This window comes from Paenibacillus sp. AGC31 (assembly GCF_057334655.1).
In genome coordinates this window covers 218119-244397 of record NZ_JBHFJH010000031.1, presented here as the reverse complement: position 1 = coordinate 244397, position 26279 = coordinate 218119, and the positions used below count along the sequence as shown (strand labels likewise).

General features: G+C 53.4%; 4 protein-coding genes. All 4 read left to right on the top strand.

Going from position 1 to position 26279, the window contains the following annotated elements; translation table 11 throughout:
• Positions 1–92 precede the first annotated feature (92 nt).
• The 4 genes from ACE04G_RS19485 to ACE04G_RS19470 all read left to right on the top strand — a co-directional run bounded on the left by ACE04G_RS19485 (position 93) and on the right by ACE04G_RS19470 (position 26010).
• Positions 93–3401 (top strand): non-ribosomal peptide synthetase, encoded by a 3309-nt coding sequence (locus ACE04G_RS19485; RefSeq protein ID WP_449004002.1) that lies wholly within the window; start codon positions 93–95, stop codon positions 3399–3401.
• Positions 3391–5217: an ABC transporter ATP-binding protein gene (locus tag ACE04G_RS19480; RefSeq protein WP_449004001.1), complete on the top strand. Its 1827-nt coding sequence runs from the start codon at positions 3391–3393 to the stop codon at positions 5215–5217. Before ACE04G_RS19485 ends, ACE04G_RS19480 begins: the two co-directional genes overlap by 11 nt.
• Positions 5214–6947 (top strand): ABC transporter ATP-binding protein, encoded by a 1734-nt coding sequence (locus ACE04G_RS19475; RefSeq protein WP_486094572.1) that lies wholly within the window; start codon positions 5214–5216, stop codon positions 6945–6947. The genes ACE04G_RS19480 and ACE04G_RS19475 overlap by 4 nt, the downstream gene beginning before the upstream one ends.
• Before the next feature lie 82 nt (positions 6948–7029).
• The gene (locus ACE04G_RS19470) at positions 7030–26010 is read left to right on the top strand and encodes a non-ribosomal peptide synthase/polyketide synthase (protein WP_449004000.1); all 18981 of its coding nucleotides are present in this window, start codon (positions 7030–7032) and stop codon (positions 26008–26010) included.
• Positions 26011–26279 lie beyond the last annotated feature (269 nt).

The following is a 26279-nucleotide window of genomic DNA, read 5'->3' as shown; positions in this document are numbered from 1 at the left end:
GTAAATCAAGCCCGTAAACGCGCAGGCCGAAAGCAGGTTTTTTCGGATCTGCGCCGGGGCATGCGGTCACTTCATTTTTAGGGGAGGTACGAATGAAATCATTATTTGAAAAGGAAGAACGGTACTGGAGCAGCAAGTTTGACGACGATGACAGTCTGAGCTTCCTTCCCTACAGTCAATCCTCCAAATTATCTGCGGGCGGCGAAGCTGCGGCAGAGCCGGTTTTGCTTCACCGTACCCTGCCGAGTGAGCTCTCGGAGAGAATTATTCGCCTCGCTAATGGTTCGGATCTGGCTTTGTACATGATTGTTTTGGCAGGAGTAAAAAGTCTGCTGTTCAAATATACCGGGCAGGATCAAGTACTGGTTGGCATGCCTTCTTATAGCGGGGACCCAGACGTGACTCAGCCGCCGCATGACATCCTGGTGATCAAAACGTCCGTAAGCAGCCAGACTACACTGAAAACGCTGCTCGGGGGCATCAAAGCCTCCATCGGCGAGGCGCTGGAGCATCAGTATCTGCCTTTTCGGAAAATGGTGGAGCCGCTCCATCTGGACTATACAGGGGAGGGTCTTCCGGTCGTCAACACCGTTGCATCCTTCGCCCCGATTCATCCTGAACCGCTGGGTAACCGAGTGGCGGCAGATACGGTTTTTCGATTCGACCACCAAAACGACTCTATTCAGCTGGAAATAAGCTTTGACCGGAATCGATACGAACGGGCATTTGTGGAACAGGCAGCTGACCATCTTGTTCGGCTTCTGTCCGTGCTTGTATTTCAGCCGGATCTGGAGCTTGGACAAGCCGATGTGCTTTCCCCGGACGAGAGGGAGACGTTGCTGAATCGATTTAATGACACCGAAACCGGGTTCGAGCGGGGGAAAACGATTCACGATTTGTTTGAAGAACAGGCGGAGTTATACCCGGACAACGTGGCCGTTGTCATGAACGAACGTCAGCTGACCTACCGCGAGCTGAACGAGCGCTCCAACCGGCTTGCGCGCAAGCTGAGGAACACGGGAGTTGAAGCGGACCAGCTGGTAGCGATTCTGGCCGAACGCTCGCTCGATATGGTTGTCGGCATACTGGCGATTCTCAAAGCGGGTGGAGCCTACGTGCCTGTCGATCCCGACTATCCAGAGGAGCGCATCCGCTTCATGATCGAGGATTCGGGTGCACCGTTATTGCTGATTCAAAAGCATTTGCATGAGAAGACCGACTTCGCAGGAATGCGCCTTGAATTGGACGATTTCGTTTGGGGCGACAACGGGGCGGAATCAGCTGGTGAGCTGGACGCTTCGAATCTGGAGCCAATTTCCGGGCCGGGGAACCTGGCATATGTCATCTACACATCGGGAACGACCGGCAGACCCAAAGGCACGTTGATCGAGCATAAAAACGTCGTGCGCCTCCTGTTCAACGACAAGAACTTGTTCGACTTCGGGCGGTTCGACACGTGGACGCTGTTCCACTCGTTCTGCTTCGATTTCTCTGTCTGGGAAATGTACGGAGCGCTGCTGTATGGAGGCAAGCTGGTCATCGTACCGCCGCTCACGGCGAAAAATCCGGCCGATTTCCTGGCGCTGCTGGGCCGCGAACAGGTCACGATTTTGAACCAGACGCCAACGTACTTCTATCAGCTGCTGCGTAAGCTCTTGGCGGATCATCCGTACGATTTGCGGATTCGCAACGTCATTTTCGGCGGCGAAGCGCTCAGTCCGCTTTTGCTCAAGGGCTTCAAGACGAAGTACCCGGAGACAAAGCTGATCAATATGTACGGCATTACCGAAACGACGGTTCACGTGACGTATAAGGAAATTACGTGGGTCGAAATGGAGGCGGCGAAGAGCAATATTGGCAAGCCAATCCCAACACTGAGGGTGTATGTCCTGGATGAAAACCGCCGCCCAGTGCCGATCGGCGTTGCGGGCGAAATGTATGTGGCCGGGGAAGGGCTCGCGAGAGGATACCTTAACCGTCCGGATCTGACGGCGGAGAAGTTCGTTGATTCCCCGTTTGCGGAGGGGGAAAAACTGTATCGCTCAGGCGACTTGGCGACCTGGCTGCCGGAAGGCAACATTGAATACCTCGGCCGAATCGACCACCAGGTCAAAGTCCGCGGGTACCGGATCGAGCTGGACGAAATCGAGACGCAGCTTCTGAACGCCCGGGGCGTGGAAGAAGCGGTGGTACTCGCCCGGGACGACGCGAACGGCCATAAGCAACTTGTTGCTTATTACGTCGCGGAAACAAAGCTGGCGGCGAATGAACTCAAGGAGCAGCTCGCCAAGCAGCTTCCGGGGTATATGATTCCTGCGCATCTTGTGCAGCTTTCGCAGATGCCGCTGACCGCGAACGGAAAAATCGACCGCAAAGCGCTGCCAGTGCCGGAGGAAGCTGCGGCCAGAGTAGCGGAATATGTTGCGCCGAGAACGCTGCTCGAGATGAAGATCGCCCGTGTCTGGCAGGATACACTTGGCATTCCTAAGGTCGGCGTAAAGGATAACTTTTTTGAGCTGGGCGGCAATTCATTAAGTCTGATGAGGCTCGTTCAAGCCGTTTATGATGAAACGGGCATCGAGATACCGCTGAATCGCCAATTCCATAGTGTAACCGTTGAAGCCATGGCTTTTGGAGAGGAGGATCTGGGTCTGGATAAGGGGGGAGACTCCTTCATCAAACTGAATAAAACAGGGGATCTGAACGTGTTCTGCTTCCCTCCAGGCAGCGGCTTCGGCATCGGTTACCGAGAGCTTGCAAGCAGGCTAGACGGCCGGTTCGTGCTTTACGGCATTGATTTTATCGACGATGTTATCGATTACGAGGCCATGCTGAACCATTATGTGGATGAGATTATTCGCATCCAGCCGGAAGGACCTTACGTGCTGCTCGGTTATTGCTTCGGAGGCAACCTGATGTTCGAGGTAGCCAAAACGATGGAACGAAGAGGGGATGTCGTAACGGACGTGCTCATGGTGGACTCGTGGATTAAGGACACACTCACGCCTTATGAAACGTCTGAGAAAGAGCTTGAAGAAATGCTTGCGGATTTCGACGAAGAAGAGAAGGAATTAATGAGCAATCCACTCGTGCGGGAGCGTGTTCATCGGAAGATCAAAGCCACCTTGACGTACGAAGCGCAGCTTATTAATTCAGGCACGATAACTGCCCGGATTTACGAACTGATTGCGAAGGACAGCGAAGCATTCCGCCTGGAGCAGCAGTTGCCGTCCTGGCAGAGGGCAACGATGCAAGCTTACGCCGATTACCGGCTGGAGGGTGCACACGAGGAATTACTGGAACTCGCGCGCGTGGACGAAACGGCCGTTGTCATCTGTGACATCTTAGTGCAGATCAAGCGGCAGATCGAAGCAGAGGTCGGGGTTCTGCATGGGAGCTGATCGGCAGACGTCTGTTCAAGAACAACGCATAGCGGAGCCTTCCAAGCGCCGAACCGCTTATGATACCTGGAAAGCGTTCCGCTGGCTGATGTCCTATGTGAGCCCTCACAAAGGCTGGATGATCGTCGGTATCTTATCTGCAATAGCCGCCGCGGTTATTGAGATATGGACAGGGCGTTTGGTCGAGCAACTGACCACACAGGCCGAGAATGGGGCGGGGCCCGTCGTTCTGCAGATCGTGTACACGGTCTTTGCGGTCATCTTGATCGGTGTGCCGGCGAAGTTTTTCATGAGCTTCGGTGTGGAGCGAAGCAGTGCCTCTGCGGTGCAGGATATCCGCAACCATGTCATGCGTCATATCGGCAAACTCCCGGTCCCCTATTTGGAAAAGCAGCACTCCGGCGACGTGTTGTCGCGGATCAACAACGATCTGCAGCTCATCCAGCAATTTATGATTCGGGACCTCGCCCAGTGGTTTTATCATCCGCTATTATTTATCGGCTGTTTCGCTTATTTGATGTATCTCCAATGGGAGCTGATGCTGTACAGCCTGCTGTTATTTCCCGTAGCACTGCTGGTTTCCCAATGGATCGGCAAGCAGTTGGAACAGTTGACGGAGGAAGCCCAGGCGAACATGGGCCGAATGAACGTCAACCTCCAGGATACGCTTGGAGGGATACCTATTGTAAAAAGCTATCTGCTATCTGGTATGTTATCTCGATCCTACCAATTGCTGCTGCAATTGACGGCTCAAAAAAAGCTGGCCGTGAAAAAGCGGGAAGCCTGGGTCAATCCGCTGCTTTCTACGCTGATGATCAGCCCGATCATTTTCGCCGTCAGTTACGGAAGCTATTTGATCTACAACGGGCAGCTAGGCGCGGGAGAACTGATCGCCTTCCTGTACTTGCTTAATCTGTGTCTGGAGCCGCTGGAGCATATTCCTGAGCTCATCACGCGCACGTTCGAAATGAGCGGTGCTCTGAGAAGGGTCTCCGAAATCGTCGAGCAACCGACTGAAACGGAAAATGGCCGTTTGCTTCCAAAAGCGAGCGCCGCCCCCATCCAGTTTCAGAACGTAACCTTCGGGTATGAAGAGAATTCCCTGATTCTGCGGAATATTAACTTCTCGGTGCCGGAAGGCAAGACGATTGCACTTGTTGGAGCGAGCGGCGGAGGGAAGAGTACGGTGTTTAAGCTGGTATGCGGCTTTTATCCGCTTCCGGAGGATCAGGGCGAGATCCGTGTGTTCGGAAACCTGATCCGCGGCGCTGATCCAGAGCAGCTTCGGTCTCATTTTTCCGTGGTAACCCAAGATTCATATTTGTTTAGCGGTACGATCGCCGAAAATATCGGCTATGGGCGGGAAGAAGCGTCGATGGACGACATTATCGAAGCCGCCAAAGCCGCTCAGGCTCATTCTTTCATTATGGAGCTTGAGGGCGGCTACCAGACGTATGTCGGAGAGCGCGGCGGCTTTTTGTCCGGTGGGCAACGCCAGCGCATTGCAATGGCCCGGGCTTTTCTGAAAGATGCTCCCGTTCTGCTGCTGGATGAGCCCACATCGGCTCTTGATCCGGAGTCGGAAAGCGCGGTTCAGGAAGCGCTGGACGTATTAATGAAGCAGAGAACGACCATGGTTATTGCCCACCGGCTTTCTACGGTGCAAAACGCCGATGAAATCTGGGTTATGGAAGAAGGAAATATTGTCGAAAAAGGCACTCATGAACAATTGCTCGAGAGGAAGGGACTGTACGCCCAGTCGTACTACCAGGAATTTACCGAGTCTGCCGAACGCAGGGAGGTGTCGTACACATGAAAAAGGGCGGAAGGCTCTCGCAAGTGAAAGAACTCGGCTACTTGCTGACGTTTATGAACCGCAAGCGCAAAACCCAGTACGCGATTGGCCTTGCTGTAACGGCGCTCACCCAGACATTGTTTCTGATCGCCTTCAGCTTGGTCGTACATAACTTGGTTGATTTCGCCGTGTCCCGAGATACGTCCCTGATGGTGGAAGCCTTTATTATTTTGGGCGCGGCCCTGTTCCTGGAAAATATAATCTCTCCCTGGTTCATTTACTTATACCAGCGCAGTGTCGAGCTGACTGTGCTGAATATCCGCAAACGTCTTTATGACAAGCTGTGCCGGGTGCGGCCGAAATTCCTGGAGCAGACGCACCATGGGGACTTGCTGTCGCGGGTGAACAACGACGTAACGACCGTTGAGTTTACATTCTCGCAGGTTTATTTCGTTCTGCTGCTTCAAGTGGTCTTTTGCATCGGCTCCATTGTCTCCATGGTGGTGATCGATTGGCGGTTTGCCGGCGTTTCCTTCGTCATTCTGCTGCTGTCCTCTCTGGTCAGCCTGAAATTTGCACGGGATATCCGTGGCTTGTCCGAACAAGGCTTGCAAACGCTCGGTAAAATGACCGAAAAATTCAAAGATTTTATGGGCGGCATTCAAATTGTGAAGCTGTTCCGCATCCGCACGATTTACGGCCAGTACGAGGCGTTGAACGAACAAATGACGCAAACGCTTCGGCAAACGGCGAAGAAGAACGGTATGCAGGCTGCGGTAAACCATTTTATCAGTTACGTCACGTTTTGCGGCATCATCGTCATCGGCAGTCTTCTTTATGCCTACGGATTGATGGGAATGGGAAGTGTCGCCGCTCTGGCTGTTTTGCAAGTGAATCTGACGCACGCCTTGTTGAACTTGGGGATGGTTCTGTCGATGACCCAGAATTCGCTCGCGGGCGCTCACCGGATTCAAGAGGTACTAAGTGAGGAAGAGGAACCGGAGCGTCTGGGATCTTCTCACAGCGAGCTTGTATCGGAGGCTGCGGTGGAGTTTCGCGATGTGGAATTTTCCTATCAGGCGGATAAAAAGGTACTTGTCGACATGTCGATGCAGGTGTTTCCTGGTCAGGTCGCTGCGATCGTGGGAGCCAGCGGCAGCGGTAAAAGTACGTTGATCAAGCTGCTGCTCGGCTTTTATCCTGTGGACAGCGGAGATATCCTGCTCCAAGGCAAACCGTTTGGCCATTACACACTGGACGAAATCCGCAGGCAGATTGCATACGTTCCGCAGGAGCCGTTTTTGTTTACCGGCACGATTGAGGAAAACATCCGCTATGGAAATCCGGATGCAACGGATGAAGAAGTGGTTGAAGCGGCCAAAGCGGCATACGCTCACCATTTCATTCAGGAACTTCCTGAACAGTATAAAACGTCGGTGGGGGAGAGAGGAGCATCGTTGTCAGGCGGACAAAGGCAGCGAATTGCGATCGCCCGGGCGATTCTCAAAAACGCCCCGATTCTGCTGCTGGACGAAGCGACTTCTGCATTGGATAACGAATCCCAGCATTGGGTACAGCAAGCTCTGAACGTATTGATGAAGGGGCGCACCACCATTCTGATTGCGCATCGTCTCAGCACGGTGGAACATGCGGATTTGATTACGGTCATGAACCAAGGAACGGTCGTCGAACGGGGCCGCCATCAGGACCTGCTGGCGCTCGGAGGGTATTACGCGCGGCTGTATGGCTAGACCATTACAACGAGTGTCTTCCTGCTGATATCTAGATACAAAGCCTATCTACAAACAATCTCTAATACGGGAGTGTGTCGATGTGAGAGAGAATACGAACAAGCAATATGGATTAACGCAAGCCCAGCGCCGGATATGGTTCATGGAAATTATGAATCCGGGCACATCCATCACGATGCTTTCCGCGACCTACCAGATTACGGGCGAGATCGACACCAAGCTGCTTGAGCAAGCGGCCGCAGAGATTGTCAAAACCTATGACGCTTTCCGAATCCGTATTAACGGAGATTTGCAAAATCCAACGCAGTGGTTCGAAGAGCCGGAGAATGTCCAAGCCCAGATAAGCCACCTCGAAATAGGTACAACCGAACAATTCTATGCCTGGGTGAAAGAAGTAACCGAAAAACCGGCCAGTGTGTTCGACGAACACCTCTATCAATTTACGATGATCCATTTTGCGAACGGCCAAGTATGGCTTAATTTGACTGTAAATCATATCATTGCCGATGGCTTGTCTGTCACTGCTTTGCTGCATGCGGTGATGGAAAAATACCTGGAACTGCGCAAAGGCATCCTCAGCAGTTACCAAGCCCCTTCCTATCTGGATTATATTTCAACTGAGCACGAATATGAGCAATCGCAGCGTTATCAAAAAGGCAAGGAATATTGGCTGACCAAGTACAACACTTTGCCTGAAACGAGCGGCATTAAATCGGTTCCGCCATTCTCAATTGGCAGCGAATCGAATAAACGTTCCATCACGTTGGATGGTTCCCGGTATGACCGCATTCTGGCTTTTAGCGAACAATATCAGGTCAGTTTATATACGTTATTTTTGTCCGCCATGTACGCCTTATTGTATAAGCTGACCGACAGCACCGATGTGCCGGTCGGCACGGTTTTTGCCAATCGCACCAGCAAGAAGGAAAAAGAAACGATTGGTATGTTCGTCAGCACCGTGGCTACGCGGATTAGTCTGAATCCAGATGGGTCCGTGCTTTCCTTGATCCAAACGGTTTCCAAGGAAAATACGGCGGATCTGCGGCATCAGAAATATCCTTATAACCAATTGATCCAGGATTTACGTGAACAACACGGCCGTAACGATCTTTCGGAGCTGTTCCGCACGTCTCTGGAATATCTGCCTTTGAAAATCGTGGAATACGAAGAAATCAAGGTACGTCTGGAGGCTCACTTTGCCAGGCACGAGATGGACGATCTACTGCTTCGCTTCGACCATATGCTGAATGAAGGCCATGTCATTCTCCATGCTTCCTATCGTACCGGCCTGTTCGAGATGGCCGAGATTGATCGCATTATGGAACAGTATGTAACTGTTTTGGACCAGTTTCTTGAGACTCCCGAACTGCGGGTACGCGAGATTTCTCTACTGAGCGATGAGGAGAGACACCGCATTCTGGGCGTGTTTAACCCGCCGGTGGCAGCACTGAGAGAGGGAATTCCGTTTCATCGGTATGTCGAAAAGTTTGCCCGAGACATTCCGGATCACCCGGCAGTTGTTTACATGGACAAAAAGCTGACCTACGGCGAATTGAACGAACGCGCCGAGCGGCTGGCTTCGCTCCTTCGTGAACAGGGCGTGGGAAGGGAGACGATTACGGGGATCTGGGCGGAGCGCTCGGTGGAACTGCTGGTCGGTGTGCTCGCCGTATGGAAAGCCGGCGGAGCTTATGTACCGCTGGACCCCGATTATCCGGCGGAGCGGATTGAGTACATGCTCAGCGATAGCGAAGCATCGGTGCTGCTTACGCAGCGTCATCTGTTGGAGGGGGCTGGAGGTTGGTTGGCCGATGACCGGCTGAAGCTTCAAGCTGTCTATGCGATGGACGATGAACAGATGTATAACGGGGATACCTCAGCCGTGGAATATGAATCTGCTGACAATGCCCCGCAAGACTTGGCTTATGTGATTTACACCTCGGGTACGACGGGACGCCCAAAAGGTGTCATGATTGAGCATGGTAGTCTCATGAATACGGCGGATGCGTACCGCCGAGAGTACCGGTTGGATCAGTTCCCGGTGCGGTTGCTGCAACTGGCAAGCTTTTCGTTTGACGTGTTCGTTGGAGACATTGCGCGGACGCTGTATAACGGAGGAACAATGGTAATTGTGCCAAAGGATGACCGGATTGATCCGAACCGTTTATATGGCTGGATTCGGGACCAAAACATTACGGTATTTGAATCGACACCTGCGCTCATCCTGCCGTTCATGCAGCATATTTATGAAGAAGGGCTGGACGTCAGCTCCATGCAGTTGCTGATTACCAGCTCGGATGCTTGTAGTGTCACCGATTATCGATTGCTGCAGGAAAGATTCGGCGGACAATTCCGCATCATCAACAGCTACGGCGTTACCGAAGCGGCCATTGACAGCAGCTTTTACGATGAGCCGCTGGACAAGCTGCCATCATTGGGTCATGTGCCGATTGGCAAAGCTTGGCTGAACGCCCGGTTTTACATTGTTGATGACGGGTTAAAGCCGGTTCCTGTAGGGATTCCGGGTGAACTTGTCATCGGCGGCGCCGGGGTGGCACGCGGGTATTGGAACCGTCCGGACCTAACCACCGAGAAGTTTGCAGACAGCCCGTTTGTGCCTGGCGAACGTCTGTATCGGACAGGAGATTTGGCCCGCTGGCTGGAAGACGGTAACGTTGACTTCATCGGCCGAATCGACTATCAGGTGAAAATTCGCGGGTTCCGGATCGAACTCGGCGAAATTGAATCGGCCCTGCTCAGTTTCCCGGGTGTCAAGCAGGCTGTGGTGACTGACCGTACGGATGAGCAGGGGCAAAAGTATTTGTGCGGTTACGTGGCGGGGGATGCTTCCTTGCAGCTGATCGATCTGTTGTCCCAATTGAAACAAGAGCTGCCTGCGCATATGGTTCCGGCCAGGCTGGTGTCTCTTGATCAGCTTCCGCTCACACCGAATGGAAAAGTTGACCGTAAAGCGCTGCCTGAACCGACCGGAGAGGTAGAAGTGGGCCGTGAGTATGTGGCTCCTCGTACAACGCTGGAAACAAGACTTGCACTTATTTGGCAGCAGGTGCTGGGTGTTGCGCGAGTTGGAGTCCATGACGATTTCTTTGACCTTGGTGGTCATTCCTTGCGAGCCTCCGCGCTTGTTTCCAAGATTCGAAAAGAGCTGCAAGTCGAGGTTCCGTTGCGGGACGTTTTCCGCTACACCACGATCGAACAACTTGCTCAAAGAATTAGCGGTTTAAAGCAGCAGGAGACGTATGAGATTACAAAGGCGGCAGAGGCCGAGTACTATCCGGTTTCATCCGAGCAAAAGCGTCTGTACGTCCTGCGCCAGCTTGACGCGGCCGAGCGTAGCTACAATATGTCGGCGGCGCTTCTTCTCAAAGGCAAGCTGGACCGCACGCGCGTAGAGTACGCGTTTCGGGCGTTGATTCAGCGCCATGAGACGCTGCGTACCGGGATCGAGCAGGTTCAAGGCGAGCTTGTGCAGTGCATCTATGACGAGGTGGAGTTTGCTGTAGATTATTTCCAGGTGAGCGAGCAAGAAGTGGACCAAGTGGTGGAAGCATACTATCACCCGTTTGATCTGACCAAGCCGCCACTTCTGCGCATCGGCCTGATCGAAGTCGGCGAGGATCGCCACATTCTGCTGTTCGATATGCACCATATCGTCTCGGATGGCATCTCGACAGCGCTGCTTTTCGACGAGTTCAGCCGCCTGTATCGGGGTGAGGAGCTGGCTCCGTTGCGTATTCAATACAAAGATTATGCCGTTTGGCAGCATTCCGAAGCCTACGGGCAGTTGATCCAGCCGCAGAAGGAGTACTGGCTGGAACAGCTGTCGGGCGAGCTGCCTGTATTGGAACTTCCGACGGACTTCCCGCGGCCTGCAGTACAAAGTTTTGACGGCCGGACCGTGAAGTTTGATATTGGGAAAGAACGGACGGAGAAGCTGAAAGAACTGGCTGCACGGACAGGCACGACCCTGTACATGGTGCTGTTGTCTGCTTACTCGATCCTTATGCATAAATATTCGGGTCAGGAAGATCTGATCGTGGGAACGCCGATTGCTGGAAGAACGCAGGAAGAAGTACAGCCAATCGTAGGTATGTTTATCAACACGCTTGCCATTCGCAGCCATCCGGAGCGTTCCAAGCCGTACCTTAAGTATCTGGAAGAAATGAAGGAAATCACACTCGGGGCTTTTGAACACCAAAATTATTTGTTTGAAGATTTGGTGGAAAGTCTTCACATTCCACGCGCGACCGGCCGGAATCCGCTCTTTGATACGTTCTTTTCCCTGCAAAATACGGAGAATGAGCAAATTGTCATCGAGGGGCTGGAGCAATCGTTTTATCCGTTGGAAAACCGAACGTCCAAGTTCGAGCTGCTTCTGGACATTTCGGAGCTGGATGGTCAGCTCGAATGCCGGTTGGAGTACGCTACGGCTTTGTATAAACAGGAGACCGCGGAGCGGTTCGCCAGACATTACGACAAGCTACTCGAAACTATCGCAACAGCGCCCGAAGGGGATATTGCTTCGCTGGAAATGCTAACGGAGCAGGAAATCCGTGAACTGGTGCACGGTTTTAATGATTCGGAGGCAGACTACCCGCGGCAGCAGACGATTCATGGCTTGTTCGAAGAGCAGGCGAAGCTATACCCGGATAACGTGGCCGCTGTCATGAATGAGCGGCAGTTGTCCTACCGCGAATTGAACGAGCGGTCCAACCGGCTTGCGCGCAAGCTGCGGGAGACGGGAGTCGAAGCGGACCAGCTGGTAGCGATTCTGGCCGAACGTTCGCTTGATATGGTCGTCGGCATTCTGGCGATTCTCAAAGCGGGCGGAGCCTACGTGCCTGTTGATCCCGACTACCCGGAGGAACGCATCCGCTTCATGATTGAGGATTCGGGCGCACCGTTATTGCTGATTCAAAAGCACTTGCATGAGAAGACCGACTTCGTAGGAACGCGCCTTGAATTGGACGATTTCGTTTGGGGCGACAACGGGGCGGAATCAGCTGGTGAGCTGGACGCTTCGAATCTGGAGCCGATTTCCGGGCCGGGTAACTTGGCTTATGTCATCTACACATCGGGAACGACCGGCAAACCAAAAGGCACGTTGATCGAGCATAAAAACGTCGTGCGCCTTTTGTTCAACGACAAGAACCTGTTCGACTTTGGGCCGTCTGATACGTGGACGTTGTTCCACTCGTTCTGCTTCGACTTCTCCGTCTGGGAGATGTACGGAGCGCTGCTGTACGGAGGCAAGCTGGTTATCGTACCGCCGCTTACGGCGAAAAATCCGGCTGAGTTCCTGGCACTGCTGAGCCGCGAACGGGTCACGATTTTGAACCAGACGCCAACATATTTCTACCAACTGCTGCGTGAGGTTTTAGCGGACCATCCGTACGATCTGCGGATTCGCAACATCATCTTCGGCGGCGAAGCGCTCAGCCCGCTGTTGCTCAAGGGTTTTAAGACGAAGTACCCGGAGACAAAGCTGATCAATATGTACGGTATTACCGAAACGACGGTTCACGTGACGTATAAGGAAATCACATGGATGGAGATGGAGGCGGCGAAAAGTAATATCGGCAGGCCGATCCCAACGCTGAGCGTGTATGTTCTGGATGAAAACCGTCGTCCTGTTCCGATCGGTGTAGCAGGCGAAATGTACGTAGCCGGGGAAGGCCTGGCAAGAGGATACCTGAATCGACCAGATTTGACGGCGGAAAAGTTCGTTGATTCTCCGTTTGCGGAGGGGGAGAAACTGTATCGCTCAGGCGACTTGGCGGCCTGGCTGCCGGACGGCAACATTGAATACCTCGGCCGGATCGACCATCAGGTCAAAATCCGCGGGTACCGGATCGAGCTGGACGAAATTGAAACGCAGCTTCTGAACGTGGAGGGTGTGGAAGAAGCGGTGGTGCTCGCCCGTCAGGACAGCGGGGGCGAGAAGGCGCTTGTTGCCTACTTTGTGGCGGACCGGACGCTGACGGTTAGCGAAATGAGAACCTCGCTGGCCCAGGGAATGCCGGGATACATGATCCCGTCGTACTTCGTGCAGCTGGAACGCATGCCGCTGACGTCCAACGGCAAAGTGGACCGCAAAGCACTGCCGGAGCCGCAAGGCGTGCAAACGGGCGTTGAATACGTAGCGCCGCGTAACCTTACGGAGTCCCGGCTTGTGGAAATCTGGGAGGAAGTGCTGGGTTACTCCGGCATTGGAGTCTTGGACAATTTCTTCGAACTGGGAGGGCATTCCTTGCGGGCGACAAACCTTGTCAGCAAGATTCGGAAGGAAATGAACGTTGAACTTCCGCTGCGCGATGTGTTCCGCTATATGACGGTAGAGTCGATGGCCGGTGCTATTGCCAGCTTGGATGAATCAGAGCACAGCTCAATTCCAAAAGCGGAAGAGAAAGCGTACTATCCGGTTTCCTCTGCACAAAAAAGGCTGTATGTCCTGCACCAGCTGGATAGCTTGGAGCTGAATTATAACCTCCCAAGTGCCTTGCAATTGGAAGGGGCTTTGAACGAGGCAAAAGTAGAAGATGTGCTGACTACTTTGATGGCCCGGCACGATATGCTGCGCACCGGTTTTGAAATCGTGAATGGGGAGCCGGTTCAGCGTATTCATCCGGTCGTCGCTTTCAAGGTCGAGAAGATTCAAGCAAGCGAAGATCAGGTTGCAGCCATTCTTGAAGGCTTCATCCAGCCTTTTGACTTGACCCAGCCGCCTTTACTGCGCGCCCTGCTGATCGAATTGGAGAAAGAAAAATTCCTGCTCGCGCTGGATATGCATCACATTGCTTCCGACGGCCTTTCCATGGATGTGCTGCTGCGCGAGTTCGTGCGCCTGTACAATGGTGAAGAATTGCCGGAGCTGCGGATTCAATACAAGGATTACGCCGTTTGGCAGCAATCCGAGGAACAGCGTCAACGCATCAAACGACAGGAGGAATACTGGCACGGGGTATTCAGCTCCGAGCTTCCGGTTCTTGAGCTGCCTCTTGACTACTCGCGTCCAGCCGTTCAGCAGTTTGACGGTCAAACGCTCACGTTTACGCTTGATGCGGAGAAAGGCGAAGCTCTCAAACAGCTTGCCAGCGATTCGGGGGCAACGTTGTACATGCTTCTGCTGGCTGCGTACTCCGTATTGCTTCATAAATACGCGGGACAGGAAGATATAGTAGTAGGCACTCCGATTGCCGCTCGTTCTCACGCCGACGTGCAGCCAATTATCGGTATGTTTGTCAATACGCTGGCCCTTCGCTTGGGTCCGACGGCAGAGCGGACGTTCATGGATTACTTGCAGGAAGTGAAGGAAAGGACGCTTGGAGCCTACGAGCACCAGGACTATCCGTTTGAGGAGCTGGTAGAAGCTCTTCAGGTGAGCCGGGATTTAAGCCGGAATCCGCTGTTTGACACCATGTTTTCATTGCAAAAGCACGAAAGCCTGGATTTAACTCTTGAAGGCTTGCAATGGTCACTGTTTGACATCGAGGAAAAGACGGCGAAGTTTGATCTTAGCTTGGATATCGTGGAAGAGGGTAACGAGTTGGTTTGCAAGATCGAGTACGCTACCTCGTTGTTTAGACAGGACACGATGGTGCGGCTGGCGGGTCATTACGAGCAGCTTTTGGCGTCGATCCTGGCTCAACCGGGTGCGCGGATTTCGGATTTGGATATATTGACGGACAGCGAAAAGGATAATTTAATGGTCGGGTTTGACGTGTCTTCTTCGGCTCTTGCAAAGCAATCCGTTACAGAGGGTACGGGTTTGGAAGCGGATGGGTCGTGGAGAGAGAGAATATTCCACGAGCTGTTCGAGGAGCAGGCGGAACGCACTCCGGGAGCGCTGGCGGTTGTATATGAAGACAGCAAGCTGACATATGCGGAGCTGAACGCCAAAGCAAATCGTCTGGCGTATGTACTGCGGGCACGCGGGGTGAAGCCGGAACAGGTGGTCGGCATTCTGGCCGGCCGTTCGGCCGAGCTGTTGATCGGGGTACTCGCCGTATGGAAAGCTGGCGGCGCTTATGTACCGCTTGACCCCGATTATCCAGCGGAGCGGATCGAATATATGCTCGCGGACAGCGGGGCATCGGTATTGCTTACGCAGACCTGCCTGTTGGAGCAGGTGGAAGCTTGGCGCAGCGACGGAGCTTTAACGCTGCAAACGGTGATTGCACTTGATGACGCCTCGGCGTACAGCCTAGGCACGGTGGAAACGGCTGTAGGCGTACAAGCTTTGGGCGAAGCGGACGCAGAGGCGGAGGTTTTGGCGCAAGTGGCAACGGCTTCTGCCGAAACATCTGCCACGGCAGAAGCTGAGCAGAGCACACAAGCGGCGGATCTCGCATCCAATCCGGCCAATGTGAACAAGCCGAGCGATCTGGCATACGTCATCTACACCTCCGGTACAACGGGCCGTCCGAAGGGCGTGGCAGTGGAACACCGCAGCTTGGTGAACACGGCGGCGGGCTACCGGCGGGACTACCGTCTGGATCAGTTCCCGATCCGGCTGCTGCAACTTGCCAGTTTCTCGTTTGATGTGTTCGTCGGTGACATTGCACGGACGCTGTACAACGGTGGAACTATGGTCATCGTGCCGAAGGAAGACCGGATTGATCCAACCCGCCTCTATGGCTGGATTCGTGATTACGCCGTGACGGTGTTCGAATCAACTCCTGCGCTGGTCGTGCCGTTCATGGAGCATGTGTATGCCGAGGGTCTGGACCTCAGCTCGATGCAGCTGCTAATCACAAGCTCGGACGCTTGCAGCGTAGCGGATTACCGCACCTTGCAGGAGCGCTTTGGCTCACAGTTCCGTATTATTAACAGCTACGGCGTAACAGAAGCGGCGATTGACTCCAGCTTCTATGATGAGCCTCTGGAGAAGCTGCCGAAGACTGGCAGCGTGCCAATCGGGAAAGCGTGGCTTAACGCCAGATTCTACATCGTGGATGCAAATCTGAAGCCGGTGCCGATCGGAGTGCAAGGCGAGCTGGTTATCGGCGGAGCGGGTGTGGCCCGCGGTTACTTGAACCGCCCGGATTTAACGGTGGAGAAATTCGTAGATAGCCCGTTCATCGCTGGGGAGCGGTTGTACCGGACCGGTGATCTGGCACGCTGGATGCCTGACGGCAACGTAGATTTCATCGGCCGAATCGACAATCAGGTAAAAATTCGCGGTTATCGGATCGAGCTTGGTGAAATTGAAGCGGCCATGAAAAATGTTGCCGAGGTGCGTCAAGCGCTTGTCATCGACCGGACGGACGAGCGGGGGCAGAAATATTTGTGCGGGTATGTCGTAGTGGATTCCAGCTTCGATCTGGAAGGGCTTGTGGCCCATCTGGACGCCGTACTGCCTTCTCATATGGTGCCTTCACGAATCATGCGTCTGGATCAACTACCGCTTACACCGAACGGCAAGATCGACCGTAAAGCGTTGCCTGTGCCGGAAGGAAGCATTCGTGCCGAGGCTGCATACACGGCGCCGCGTACTCCTGCCGAGAAAGCACTCGCGTTGGTCTGGCAGTCAGTGTTAGGCGTGGATCAGGTTGGCACCATGGATAATTTCTTTGCGCTTGGTGGAGATTCAATTAAAGCTTTACAGGTATCTTCTCGTCTTTTGCAAACGGGGTACAAGCTGGTCATGAAAGATTTGTTCCATTACCCGACGATTTCCGCCCTTAGTTTGCGGTTGCAAACAGCGGAGAGAACGGCAAGCCAGGCCGAAGTGACGGGAGAGGTTATCCTGACCCCGATTCAGCTCTGGTTCTTTGAACAAAATTCGGCCGATGTACATCACAGTAATCAGGCGTTCATGCAGTTCTCCAAGCAAGGCTTTGATGAAAAAGCTTTACGTCAAGCAGTGCGTCAGCTTATCGTGCATCACGATGCTCTTCGTACGGTTTATCGTCAAACCGAGAATGGTTATAACGCTTGGAATCGAGGCGCTGGGGAGAATGAAGTGCTGTTCGATCTGGAAGTTGTCGATTTCAAGGCAGTCCGTGACGTGAAAGAAGCGGTAGAGGTTAAGGCAAATGACATTCAAGCAAGCATCGATCTGGAAAACGGTCCGCTGGTGAAGCTTGGTTTGTTCCGCTGTGATGATGGCGACCATCTGCTCATCGCGATCCATCACTTGGTTGTAGACGGCGTATCCTGGCGGATTCTGCTTGAGGATTTTGCTGCCGCCTATGAGCAGGCGCTGCAAGGGCAGCTGATCCGTCTGCCGCTCAAAACGGATTCATTCCAAACGTGGGCGAAACAGCTCGCTGATTATGCGAACGGGTCCGCGATGGAAAGCGAGAGAGCGTATTGGCAGTGTATCGAGCAATTGGCCTATGAGCCGCTTCCAAAAGATTATGGACAAGGTAGATCCAAGCTGAAGGACAGCGGGCTCGTAACCGTTCGATGGACAGTGGACGAAACCGAACAATTGCTTAAGCAGGCTCACCGTGCTTACCATACGGAAATGAACGATTTGCTGCTTGCCGCGCTGGGCCTCTCAGTACAAGCTTGGAGCGGTCAGGAACGCGTGCTGGTGAATCTCGAAGGCCACGGCCGGGAAGAACTTTTGCCAGATGTGGACATTACGCGCACGGTAGGCTGGTTTACAAGCCAATTCCCTGTTGTTCTGGAGCCAGGTAACGTTCAGGCACTCGGTCATCAGGTGAAACAGGTGAAAGAAAACTTGCGTCGCATTCCGAACAAAGGGATCGGCTATGGCATCCTGCGTTATTTGTCGGCGCCGCGTGCCGGAGAGAGCTTTGTTTTGGAGCCGGAGATCAGTTTTAACTATCTGGGCCAGTTCGACCAGGATTACGAAAGCAGTGGCTCGCAGCCGTCTCCGTTCAGTCCGGGCTCCGATTCAAGTCCGAATGCTGTGATGGATTATGTCCTCGATATCAACGGTATGGTGTCGGAAGGCGTGTTGGAACTCACGATCCGTTATGGGGAAACCCAGTATCAACGGGAGACGGTTGAGCGCCTGGGCTCTCTGCTTCAATCGAGTTTGCGTGAGGTCATCAGCCATTGCGTATCGAAAGAGCGGCCGGAGCTTACGCCTAGTGACGTACTGCTTCAAGATGTGACGGTGGAGGAACTGGAGCGGCTGTCCGAACATACGGCGGCACTCGGCGAACTGGAGAATGTATACACCCTGACTCCACTGCAAAAAGGGATGTTGTTCCACAGCCTGCTGGATGCCGATTCGGAAGCTTACTTCGAACAGGTAACCTTCGATCTGTATGGAAGCCTGAATGTGGAAGCCTTCACCCGGGGATTGGATACGCTGGTACAGCGAAATGAGGCGCTGCGGACCAACTTTATTACCGGCTGGAGAGACGAGCCGATTCAAGTGGTATTCCGCGAGCGGAAATGTGAAGTGTACTTTGAAGATCTTCGCTCGGCAAGAGATGAACACCCGGAGAAAACGATAGCCCATTTTGTCAGCGCGGATAAAGCGAACAAGTTTGATTTGGCTCAAGACTCTCTTATGCGTGTGACCGTTTTGCGCACAGGCGACGAGGCCTACCATGTGATCTGGAGTCATCATCACATTTTGATGGATGGCTGGTGTATGTCCTTCATGATCAAGGAAGTGTTCGACACTTACTTTGCTTTTCAGGAGAAGCGATCGTTAGAGCTTCCTCCGGTTACCTCATACTCCCGGTATATCGAATGGCTGGAAGCTCAAGATGTAGCAAAAGCTTCGGGTTACTGGTCGGAGTATTTGGCGGGTTACGATCAGCAGACCAGGCTGCCGCAGGAGAGAACGCAGCTGAAACAGCATGCTTTTGAAATGGCTGAAATCGATGTGGAACTCAGCAAGGGACTGACTGAGCAAATTGAGCGTGTGGCGCGCCAGCAACAGGTGACACTCAACACGTTTATGCAGACTGTATGGGGACTGGTCTTACAGATATACAACAACAGCGAGGATGTTGTGTTCGGCTCCGTTGTATCCGGGCGTCCGGCGGAGATTCCGGGCATCGAAAGCATGATTGGCCTGTTTATTAATACGATTCCGGTCCGTATTCAAGGTAAAGCCGAGGAGACGGTAGCCGATATTTTGAGAAAAACCCAGGATCAAGCGCTGGCATCGGGAGCTTACGAAACGTTCCCGCTGTTCGAAATTCAGTCGCTGAGCGAGCAAAAGCGTGACTTGATCAACCATATTATGGTCTTTGAAAATTATCCGATGGAAGAACAGATTGAGCAAGTTGTCGGCGGAGGCCAAGATGCGCTGAAAATCGCTAATATCCAATCGCCGGAACAAACGAACTATGATCTGGACATTACCGTCATTCCGGAAGAGCATATTTTGCTGCGGTTTACGTACAATGCACTGACGTTCAGAGAGCAAGACATCAGGCAGATCCACGGTCATTTTGCCCGTGCATTGGAGCAGGTTGCGGCTAACCCGAATGTTCGTGTAAATGAGTTAGAGCTTCTGACGGCGGCGGAAAAAGAAGAAATTGTCGGCGTGTTTAATCCGGTGCAGCAGGAAGTGGCTCCTGTAGCCGCCTTCCATCGCCTGTTCGAGCAACAGGCGGAACGCACACCGGAAGAGGAAGCCGTTGTCTACGAGAACGATCGGCTGACGTATGCGGAGTTGAATGAGCGGGCGAACCGCCTGTCAGCAACGCTGCGTGCAAGCGGCATCGGTCGGGAGACAATCGTTGGCATTCTCGCCGAGCGTTCGGTGGACCTGCTGGTGGCTGTGCTGGCCATCTGGAAAGCGGGAGGGGCTTATGTACCGCTTGACCCGGATTATCCGGCGGACCGTGTGCGGTTCATGCTGGAAGACAGCGGAGCGAAGGTGCTGCTGACGCAAACGCCGCTGCGAGAGCGTGCCGAAGCCTGGCTTGGCGAAGAGGAGCTGGTACTGGCGAAGGTGCTGTACCTCGACGACGAAACGTCATACAGCGAAGTTCGGGCAAATGCCCCGATGGGCACTGGTACGGTTTCCGGTATAGACCCCGGCAAGCTAACGGGGGCTGTGAACGGTGGTGACGAGAGTCATCCAAATGATGTTGATGTTGTCGGTATGGACAGCTTCCATGAAGCTTGCCCGGAGGATTTGGCGTATGTGATCTACACGTCCGGAACGACGGGCAAGCCCAAGGGTGTGATGATCGAGCACCGCAGCCTGGTGAACACGGCAGCAGGCTACCGACGGGAATACCGGTTGGATCAGTTCCCGGTGCGACTGCTGCAACTCGCAAGCTTCTCGTTTGACGTGTTCGTGGGCGACATTGCGCGAACGCTGTACAACGGAGGGACCATGGTCATTGTACCGAAGGACGATCGGATTGATCCGTCTCGTCTGCACTACTGGATAGAGCGGGAGCAAGTGACGACTTTTGAATCGACGCCCGCGCTGATCGTGCCGTTTATGGAGTACGTGCATGAGCAGGGGGTGGAGTTAAGTGGTATGGAGCTGTTGATCACTAGCTCGGACAGCTGCAGTGTGGCAGATTACCGGACCTTACAGGAACGGTTTGGCTCGTCGTTCCGCATTATTAACGCCTACGGTGTGACGGAAGCGGCAATTGACTCCAGTTTCTATGACGAGGAGTTGTCGAGACTTCCTCAGACAGGGCATGTGCCGATTGGCAAAGCGTGGTTGAATGCGAAGTTCTACATCGTGGATGCACATCTGAATCCTGTTCCAGTCGGGGTGCTGGGCGAATTGGTTATCGGCGGAGTCGGTGTGGCGCGCGGTTACTTGAACCGTCCAGAGCTGACGGAAGAGAAGTTCGTAGACAGTCCTTTCACCGCTGGTGAGCGGTTGTATCGCACGGGAGATTTGGCGCGGTGGACGGAGGACGGCAACGTGGACTTCATCGGCCGGATCGACAATCAGGCTAAAATCCGGGGGTACCGGATCGAGACGGGCGAAGTCGAAGCAGAGCTGCTGAGTGTAGGTGGCGTGAAGGAAGCGGTCGTTGTTGTCAGGGAAGATCAAGAGGGGCAGAAAGCGTTGTGCGCTTATTATACAGTGGAAGAAGGCTTGACGGCGGCAGATTTGAAACGGGCGATCTCCAGTGAGCTACCAGGATACATGATTCCGTCGTATTTCGTCGAATTGAAGCAATTGCCTCTAACTCCGAATGGGAAAATTGACCGGAAGGCGCTGCCAGCGCCGGAAGGGGGAGGCCGCGAATACGTGGCGCCGCGCACCGAAATGGAGGCGAAGCTGGCCGCCATTTGGCAGGAGGTACTTGTTCGGGATAAGGCGGTAGGCGTAATGGACAACTTCTTCGACCTCGGAGGACACTCCCTGCGGGCGACAACACTTGTCAGCAAAATGCATAAGGAGCTGGGCGCCCAATTCCCGCTTCGCGACGTATTCCGCTACTCGACAGTTGAGGAAATGGCTGTGGCTATGGAGCATTTGGAGATCGGCTCGTTTATGGCTATTCCGGCTGCGGAACCTAGCGAGTACTATCCGCTCTCTTCTGCGCAGAAACGTCTCTATATCTTGAACCAGCTGGAAGGAGGCGAGCTGAGCTACAATATACCGGGAGCTATGCTGCTCGAAGGGCAGCTCAACCGGCAGCGGTTTGAAGAAGCGTTCCGCGGGCTAGTAGCTCGTCATGAAACGCTGCGTACCGGCTTTGAGATGGTTGAAGGCGAAGCGGTTCAGCGGATTTACGAAGAAGTCACCTTCCAGGTGGAATATGTGCAGATCAGCGGGGAACAGGCGGAAGAAACGGTGCGCCAATTCGTTCGTGCGTTTGATCTGGCGAAGCCGCCACTTCTGCGGGTGGGCATTGCCGAACTGGCGCCAGACCGGCGCATTCTGATGTTCGATACACATCATATCGTATCGGACGGCGTTTCAATGGACGTACTGATCGAAGAGTTCGTGCACTTGTACAGCGGGGAGCCGCTCAAGCCACTCCGCATTCAGTACAAAGATTATGCAGTATGGCAGCAATCGGACGAGCAGAAAACGCAGCTTGCCAAGCAGGAAGCCTACTGGATTGACATGTTCAGCGGAGAACTGCCAGTTCTGGAAATGCCAACGGACTATCCGCGCCCGGCTATGCAGAGCTACGAGGGCCGTACGCTGCAATTGTTTATGAATATTGAGAAAAGCGAAGGTCTGAAACGGCTTGCAGCTGAAAACGGCGCAACGCTTTACATGGTTCTGCTTGCGGCGTATAACGTGCTTCTGCATAAATATTCAGGTCAGGAAGACGTGGTGGTTGGTACGCCGATTGCGGGCAGAAATCACAGCGACGTTCAACCGCTGATCGGGATGTTCGTTAATACATTGGCCATCCGCAGTTACCCGGCTGCTGGTAAGACGTTCCTTGACTACTTGAAGGAAATCAAGGAGACAACGCTGGGTGCTTTTGAACATCAGAATTATCCGTTTGAGGAACTGGTGGATAAGGTAAACGTGACTCGTGATTTAAGCCGTAATCCGCTGTTTGATACGATGTTTGCTTTGCAGAATACAGAAAATGTGGAAATCCAGCTTCCGGGACTGCATTTGTCGACGTATGCCAGCGAAGAAATTGTGTCCAAATTCGATCTCAGCTTGGACGTTACGGAGATTGAGGACGGCTTGGAATATCTGTTTGAATACGCCACGGCTCTATATAAAACCGAAACGGTGGAGAAGTTGGCTGCCCACTACTTGCAGTTGCTTGAATCCATTCTCTGCAACCCGTCAGCGACGATTTCCGAGTTGGATATTTTGACGGCGGCGGAAAAAGAAGAACTTGTACGCGCGTTTAACCCGGCGCAGCCGGAAGTGGCTCCTGTGGCAGCGTTCCATCGACTGTTCGAGGAACAGGTGGAACACACGCCGGAAGCGGTAGCCGTCGTCTACGAGAACGATCGGCTTACATATGCGGAGCTGAACGAGCGGGCGAATCGCTTGGCGACTACGCTGCGTGGAAGCGGCATTGGTCGGGAGACAATCGTTGGCATTCTCGCCGAGCGTTCGGTGGACCTGCTGGTGGCTGTGATGGCCGTCTGGAAAGCGGGAGGGGCGTATATACCGCTTGACCCGGATTATCCGGCGGACCGTGTGCGGTTCATGCTGGAAGACAGCGGAGCGAAGGTGCTGCTGGCGCAAACGCCGCTGCGAGAGCGTGCCGAAGCCTGGCTCAGCGAAGAGGAGCTGGCACTGGCGAAGGTGCTGTATCTCGACGATGAAGCGTCGTACAGCGAAGATCGGGCAAATGCCCCGTTGGGCACTGGTACGGTTTCCGGTATAGCCCCCGGCAAGCTAACGGGGGCTGTGAACGGTGTTGGCGAGAGTCATCCAAATGATGTTGATGTTGTCGGTATGGACAGGGACAGCTTCCATGAAGCCCGTCCGGAGGATCTGGCGTACGTCATCTATACATCGGGAACGACGGGCAAGCCAAAAGGCGTGATGATCGAGCACCGAAGCTTGGTGAACACGGCGGCGGGTTACCAACGGGAATACCAGTTGGATCAGTTCCCGGTGCGGCTACTGCAACTCGCAAGCTTCTCGTTTGACGTGTTCGTGGGTGACATTGCGCGGACACTGTACAACGGCGGTACCATGGTCATTGTACCGAAGGACGACCGGATCGATCCGTCTCGTCTGCATTACTGGATAGAGCGGGAGCAAGTGTCAATCTTTGAATCAACACCAGCACTGATCGTGCCGTTTATGGAGTACGTGCATGAGCAGGGGTTGGAGTTGAGCGGTATGGAGCTGTTGATCACTAGCTCGGACAGCTGCAGTGTGGCAGATTACCGTACCTTGCAGGAACGGTTCGGCCCGTCATTCCGCATTATTAACGCTTACGGCGTAACGGAAGCGGCAATCGACTCCAGTTTCTATGACGAGGAGTTGGAGAAACTGCCGCAGACAGGCCATGTGCCGATTGGCAAAGCGTGGTTAAATGCGAAGTTCTACATCGTGGACGCACATCTTAACCCGGTGCCGGTCGGGGTGCTGGGCGAATTGGTTATCGGCGGAGTCGGTGTGGCGCGCGGATACTTGAACCGTCCAGAGCTGACGGAAGAGAAGTTTGTATACAGTCCCTTCAACGCGGGTGAGCGGTTGTATCGCACGGGAGATTTGGCGCGGTGGATGGAGGACGGCAACGTGGACTTCAGCGGGCGGATCGACAATCAGGCGAAAATCCGGGGGTACCGGATAGAGACGGGTGAGATCGAGTCACAGCTGTTGCGGGTGGTAGGTATACGCGAAGCGGTGGTGCTGGTTCGAAGTGATGAGAATGGGCAAAAGGCGCTGTGCGCCTACTACACAACGGATATCGAACTGACGGCGGCCGACCTGAAACGAGCAATCTCCAGCGAGCTGCCGGGTTACATGATCCCGTCGTACTTCGTGGAGCTGGAGCATTTACCTCTGACACCAAACGGGAAAATCGACCGGAAAGCTCTGCCAGCACCGGAAGAGGGAGTAAGTGCAGGGCGCGAATACGTGGCGCCGCGCACCGATCTGGAGGCGAAACTGGTCTCTATCTGGCAGGACGTGCTCGGGTCAGTTACGATTGGTGTGACGGACAACTTCTTCGACCTCGGTGGTCACTCGCTGCGGGCGACAACGCTGGTCAGCAAGGTGCACAAAGAGCTGCACGTGGACCTGCCGCTGCGCGATGTATTCCGGTACTCGACTATTGAAGCGATGGCTGAAGTGATTAGCCGATTGGAGCAGCAGGAATTCCTCTCCATTCCGGTTCTGGATAAAAGGGAGTATTATCCGCTTTCCTCCGTGCAAAAACGGCTGTACATCCAGCAGCAGATGGAAGGCGCCGAGCTTAGCTACAATATGTCCGGCATGACGGTTCTCGTCGGGCGCTTGGAGCGGAATCAATTCGAGGCGGCGCTCCAAGGATTAATCGCTCGTCATGAAGTTTTGCGAACTGGCTTCGAAATGGTTGACGGCGAACCGGTACAACGGGTTTATTCGGACTTGGAGTTTGCCATCGAGTATACAAAAGCGACGGAAAGTGAAACGAAAAGCATTGCGGATGCCTTTGTACGTGTCTTTGATTTGGAGCGGCCGCCGCTGCTGCGTGTGGGCTTAGTTGAATGGGAAGCGGAACGTCATCTGCTTATGCTGGACATCCATCATATCGTCACGGATGGCATGTCGATGGGTATCTTCATCGAAGAACTGCTGCGCCTGTATAACGGTGAAACGCTGAAACCGCTTCGGATTCAATACAAGGAATTCGCCGCTTGGCAGCAGTCCGAACCTGTAAAAGAACGGCTGAAACACCAGGAAGCCTACTGGCTGGACATGCTGGAAGGTGAACTGCCAACGCTTGAGTTGCCTACGGACTTTGTCAGACCTGCCACTCGCAGCTTTGAGGGAGATGTGCTGCCTTTCAGTATCGACAAGCAGATGACCGACAGCTTGCAACGCATTGCCGATGAGAATGGTGCTACCCTATATATGGTGTTATCGGCGGCCTATTCAATCCTGCTCAGCAAGTACTCGGGACAAGAAGACTTCATTGTAGGCACACCGGTTTCGGGCCGCACACATGCCGACCTGGAGCCGCTCATCGGAATGTTTGTCAACACGTTGGCGATTCGTCATTATCCATCCGGGGAGAAGACGTTCCTCGCTTACTTGAACGAAGTCAAAGAAACGATGCTGGGGGCCTACGACCACCAGGATTATCCGTTTGAAGAACTTGTGAAAAAGCTGCAGGTGCCGCGCGATCAAAGTCGCAATCCTGTATTCGATGTCATGTTTACACTGGAAACGAAGGAAGATAACGTTCAAAGCTTCGGGGAAATCCAGATCGAATCTTATCCGGAAACGCATGCGGTTTCCCAATTTGACCTTACCTTGGTCATTTCGCTCTTGGATGAGGGAATGAACGGGCAGTTTGAATATGCGACGAAGTTGTTTACGCGCAATCTGATCGACAATTTCGCTCAAGACCTGCTCGTGATCATCAACCAAATTGCCGAACAGCCTTCGGTAATGTTAAAGGATATTTCCCTGAATGGCCAAACTGAACAGGAGCAAGATGAGCTAGAGGTTATTGATATTATTTTCTAATCCCTTACCCGGCTTGGGTGAAAATGGATCATTTAAGCACGTTATATGCGACATTCGGTATATTGAGGAAGTCGTAATTTTCTTTTTGTGGTAATCTGTGGTGGTTTCACGACTTTTTATCACCTGACAAAAGTATTTAAGTTATGTAACAAAGGGTCCTGATGACAGTTGTCATCAGGACCCTTTGTTTATGAACGTATAATTAATGTTCCTATGTCCAAATCAGTATGAGGCTATTATAATGAAAGCCTTTAACTGATATAGGATGA

Excerpts from the sequence above, each read along its gene's own strand:
- ACE04G_RS19485 (WP_449004002.1), top strand. The coding sequence starts at position 93 with ATGAAATCATTATTTGAAAAGGAAGAACGGTACTGGAGCAGCAAGTTT.
- ACE04G_RS19480 (WP_449004001.1), top strand. The coding sequence starts at position 3,391 with ATGGGAGCTGATCGGCAGACGTCTGTTCAAGAACAACGCATAGCGGAG.
- ACE04G_RS19475 (WP_486094572.1), top strand. The coding sequence starts at position 5,214 with ATGAAAAAGGGCGGAAGGCTCTCGCAAGTGAAAGAACTCGGCTACTTG.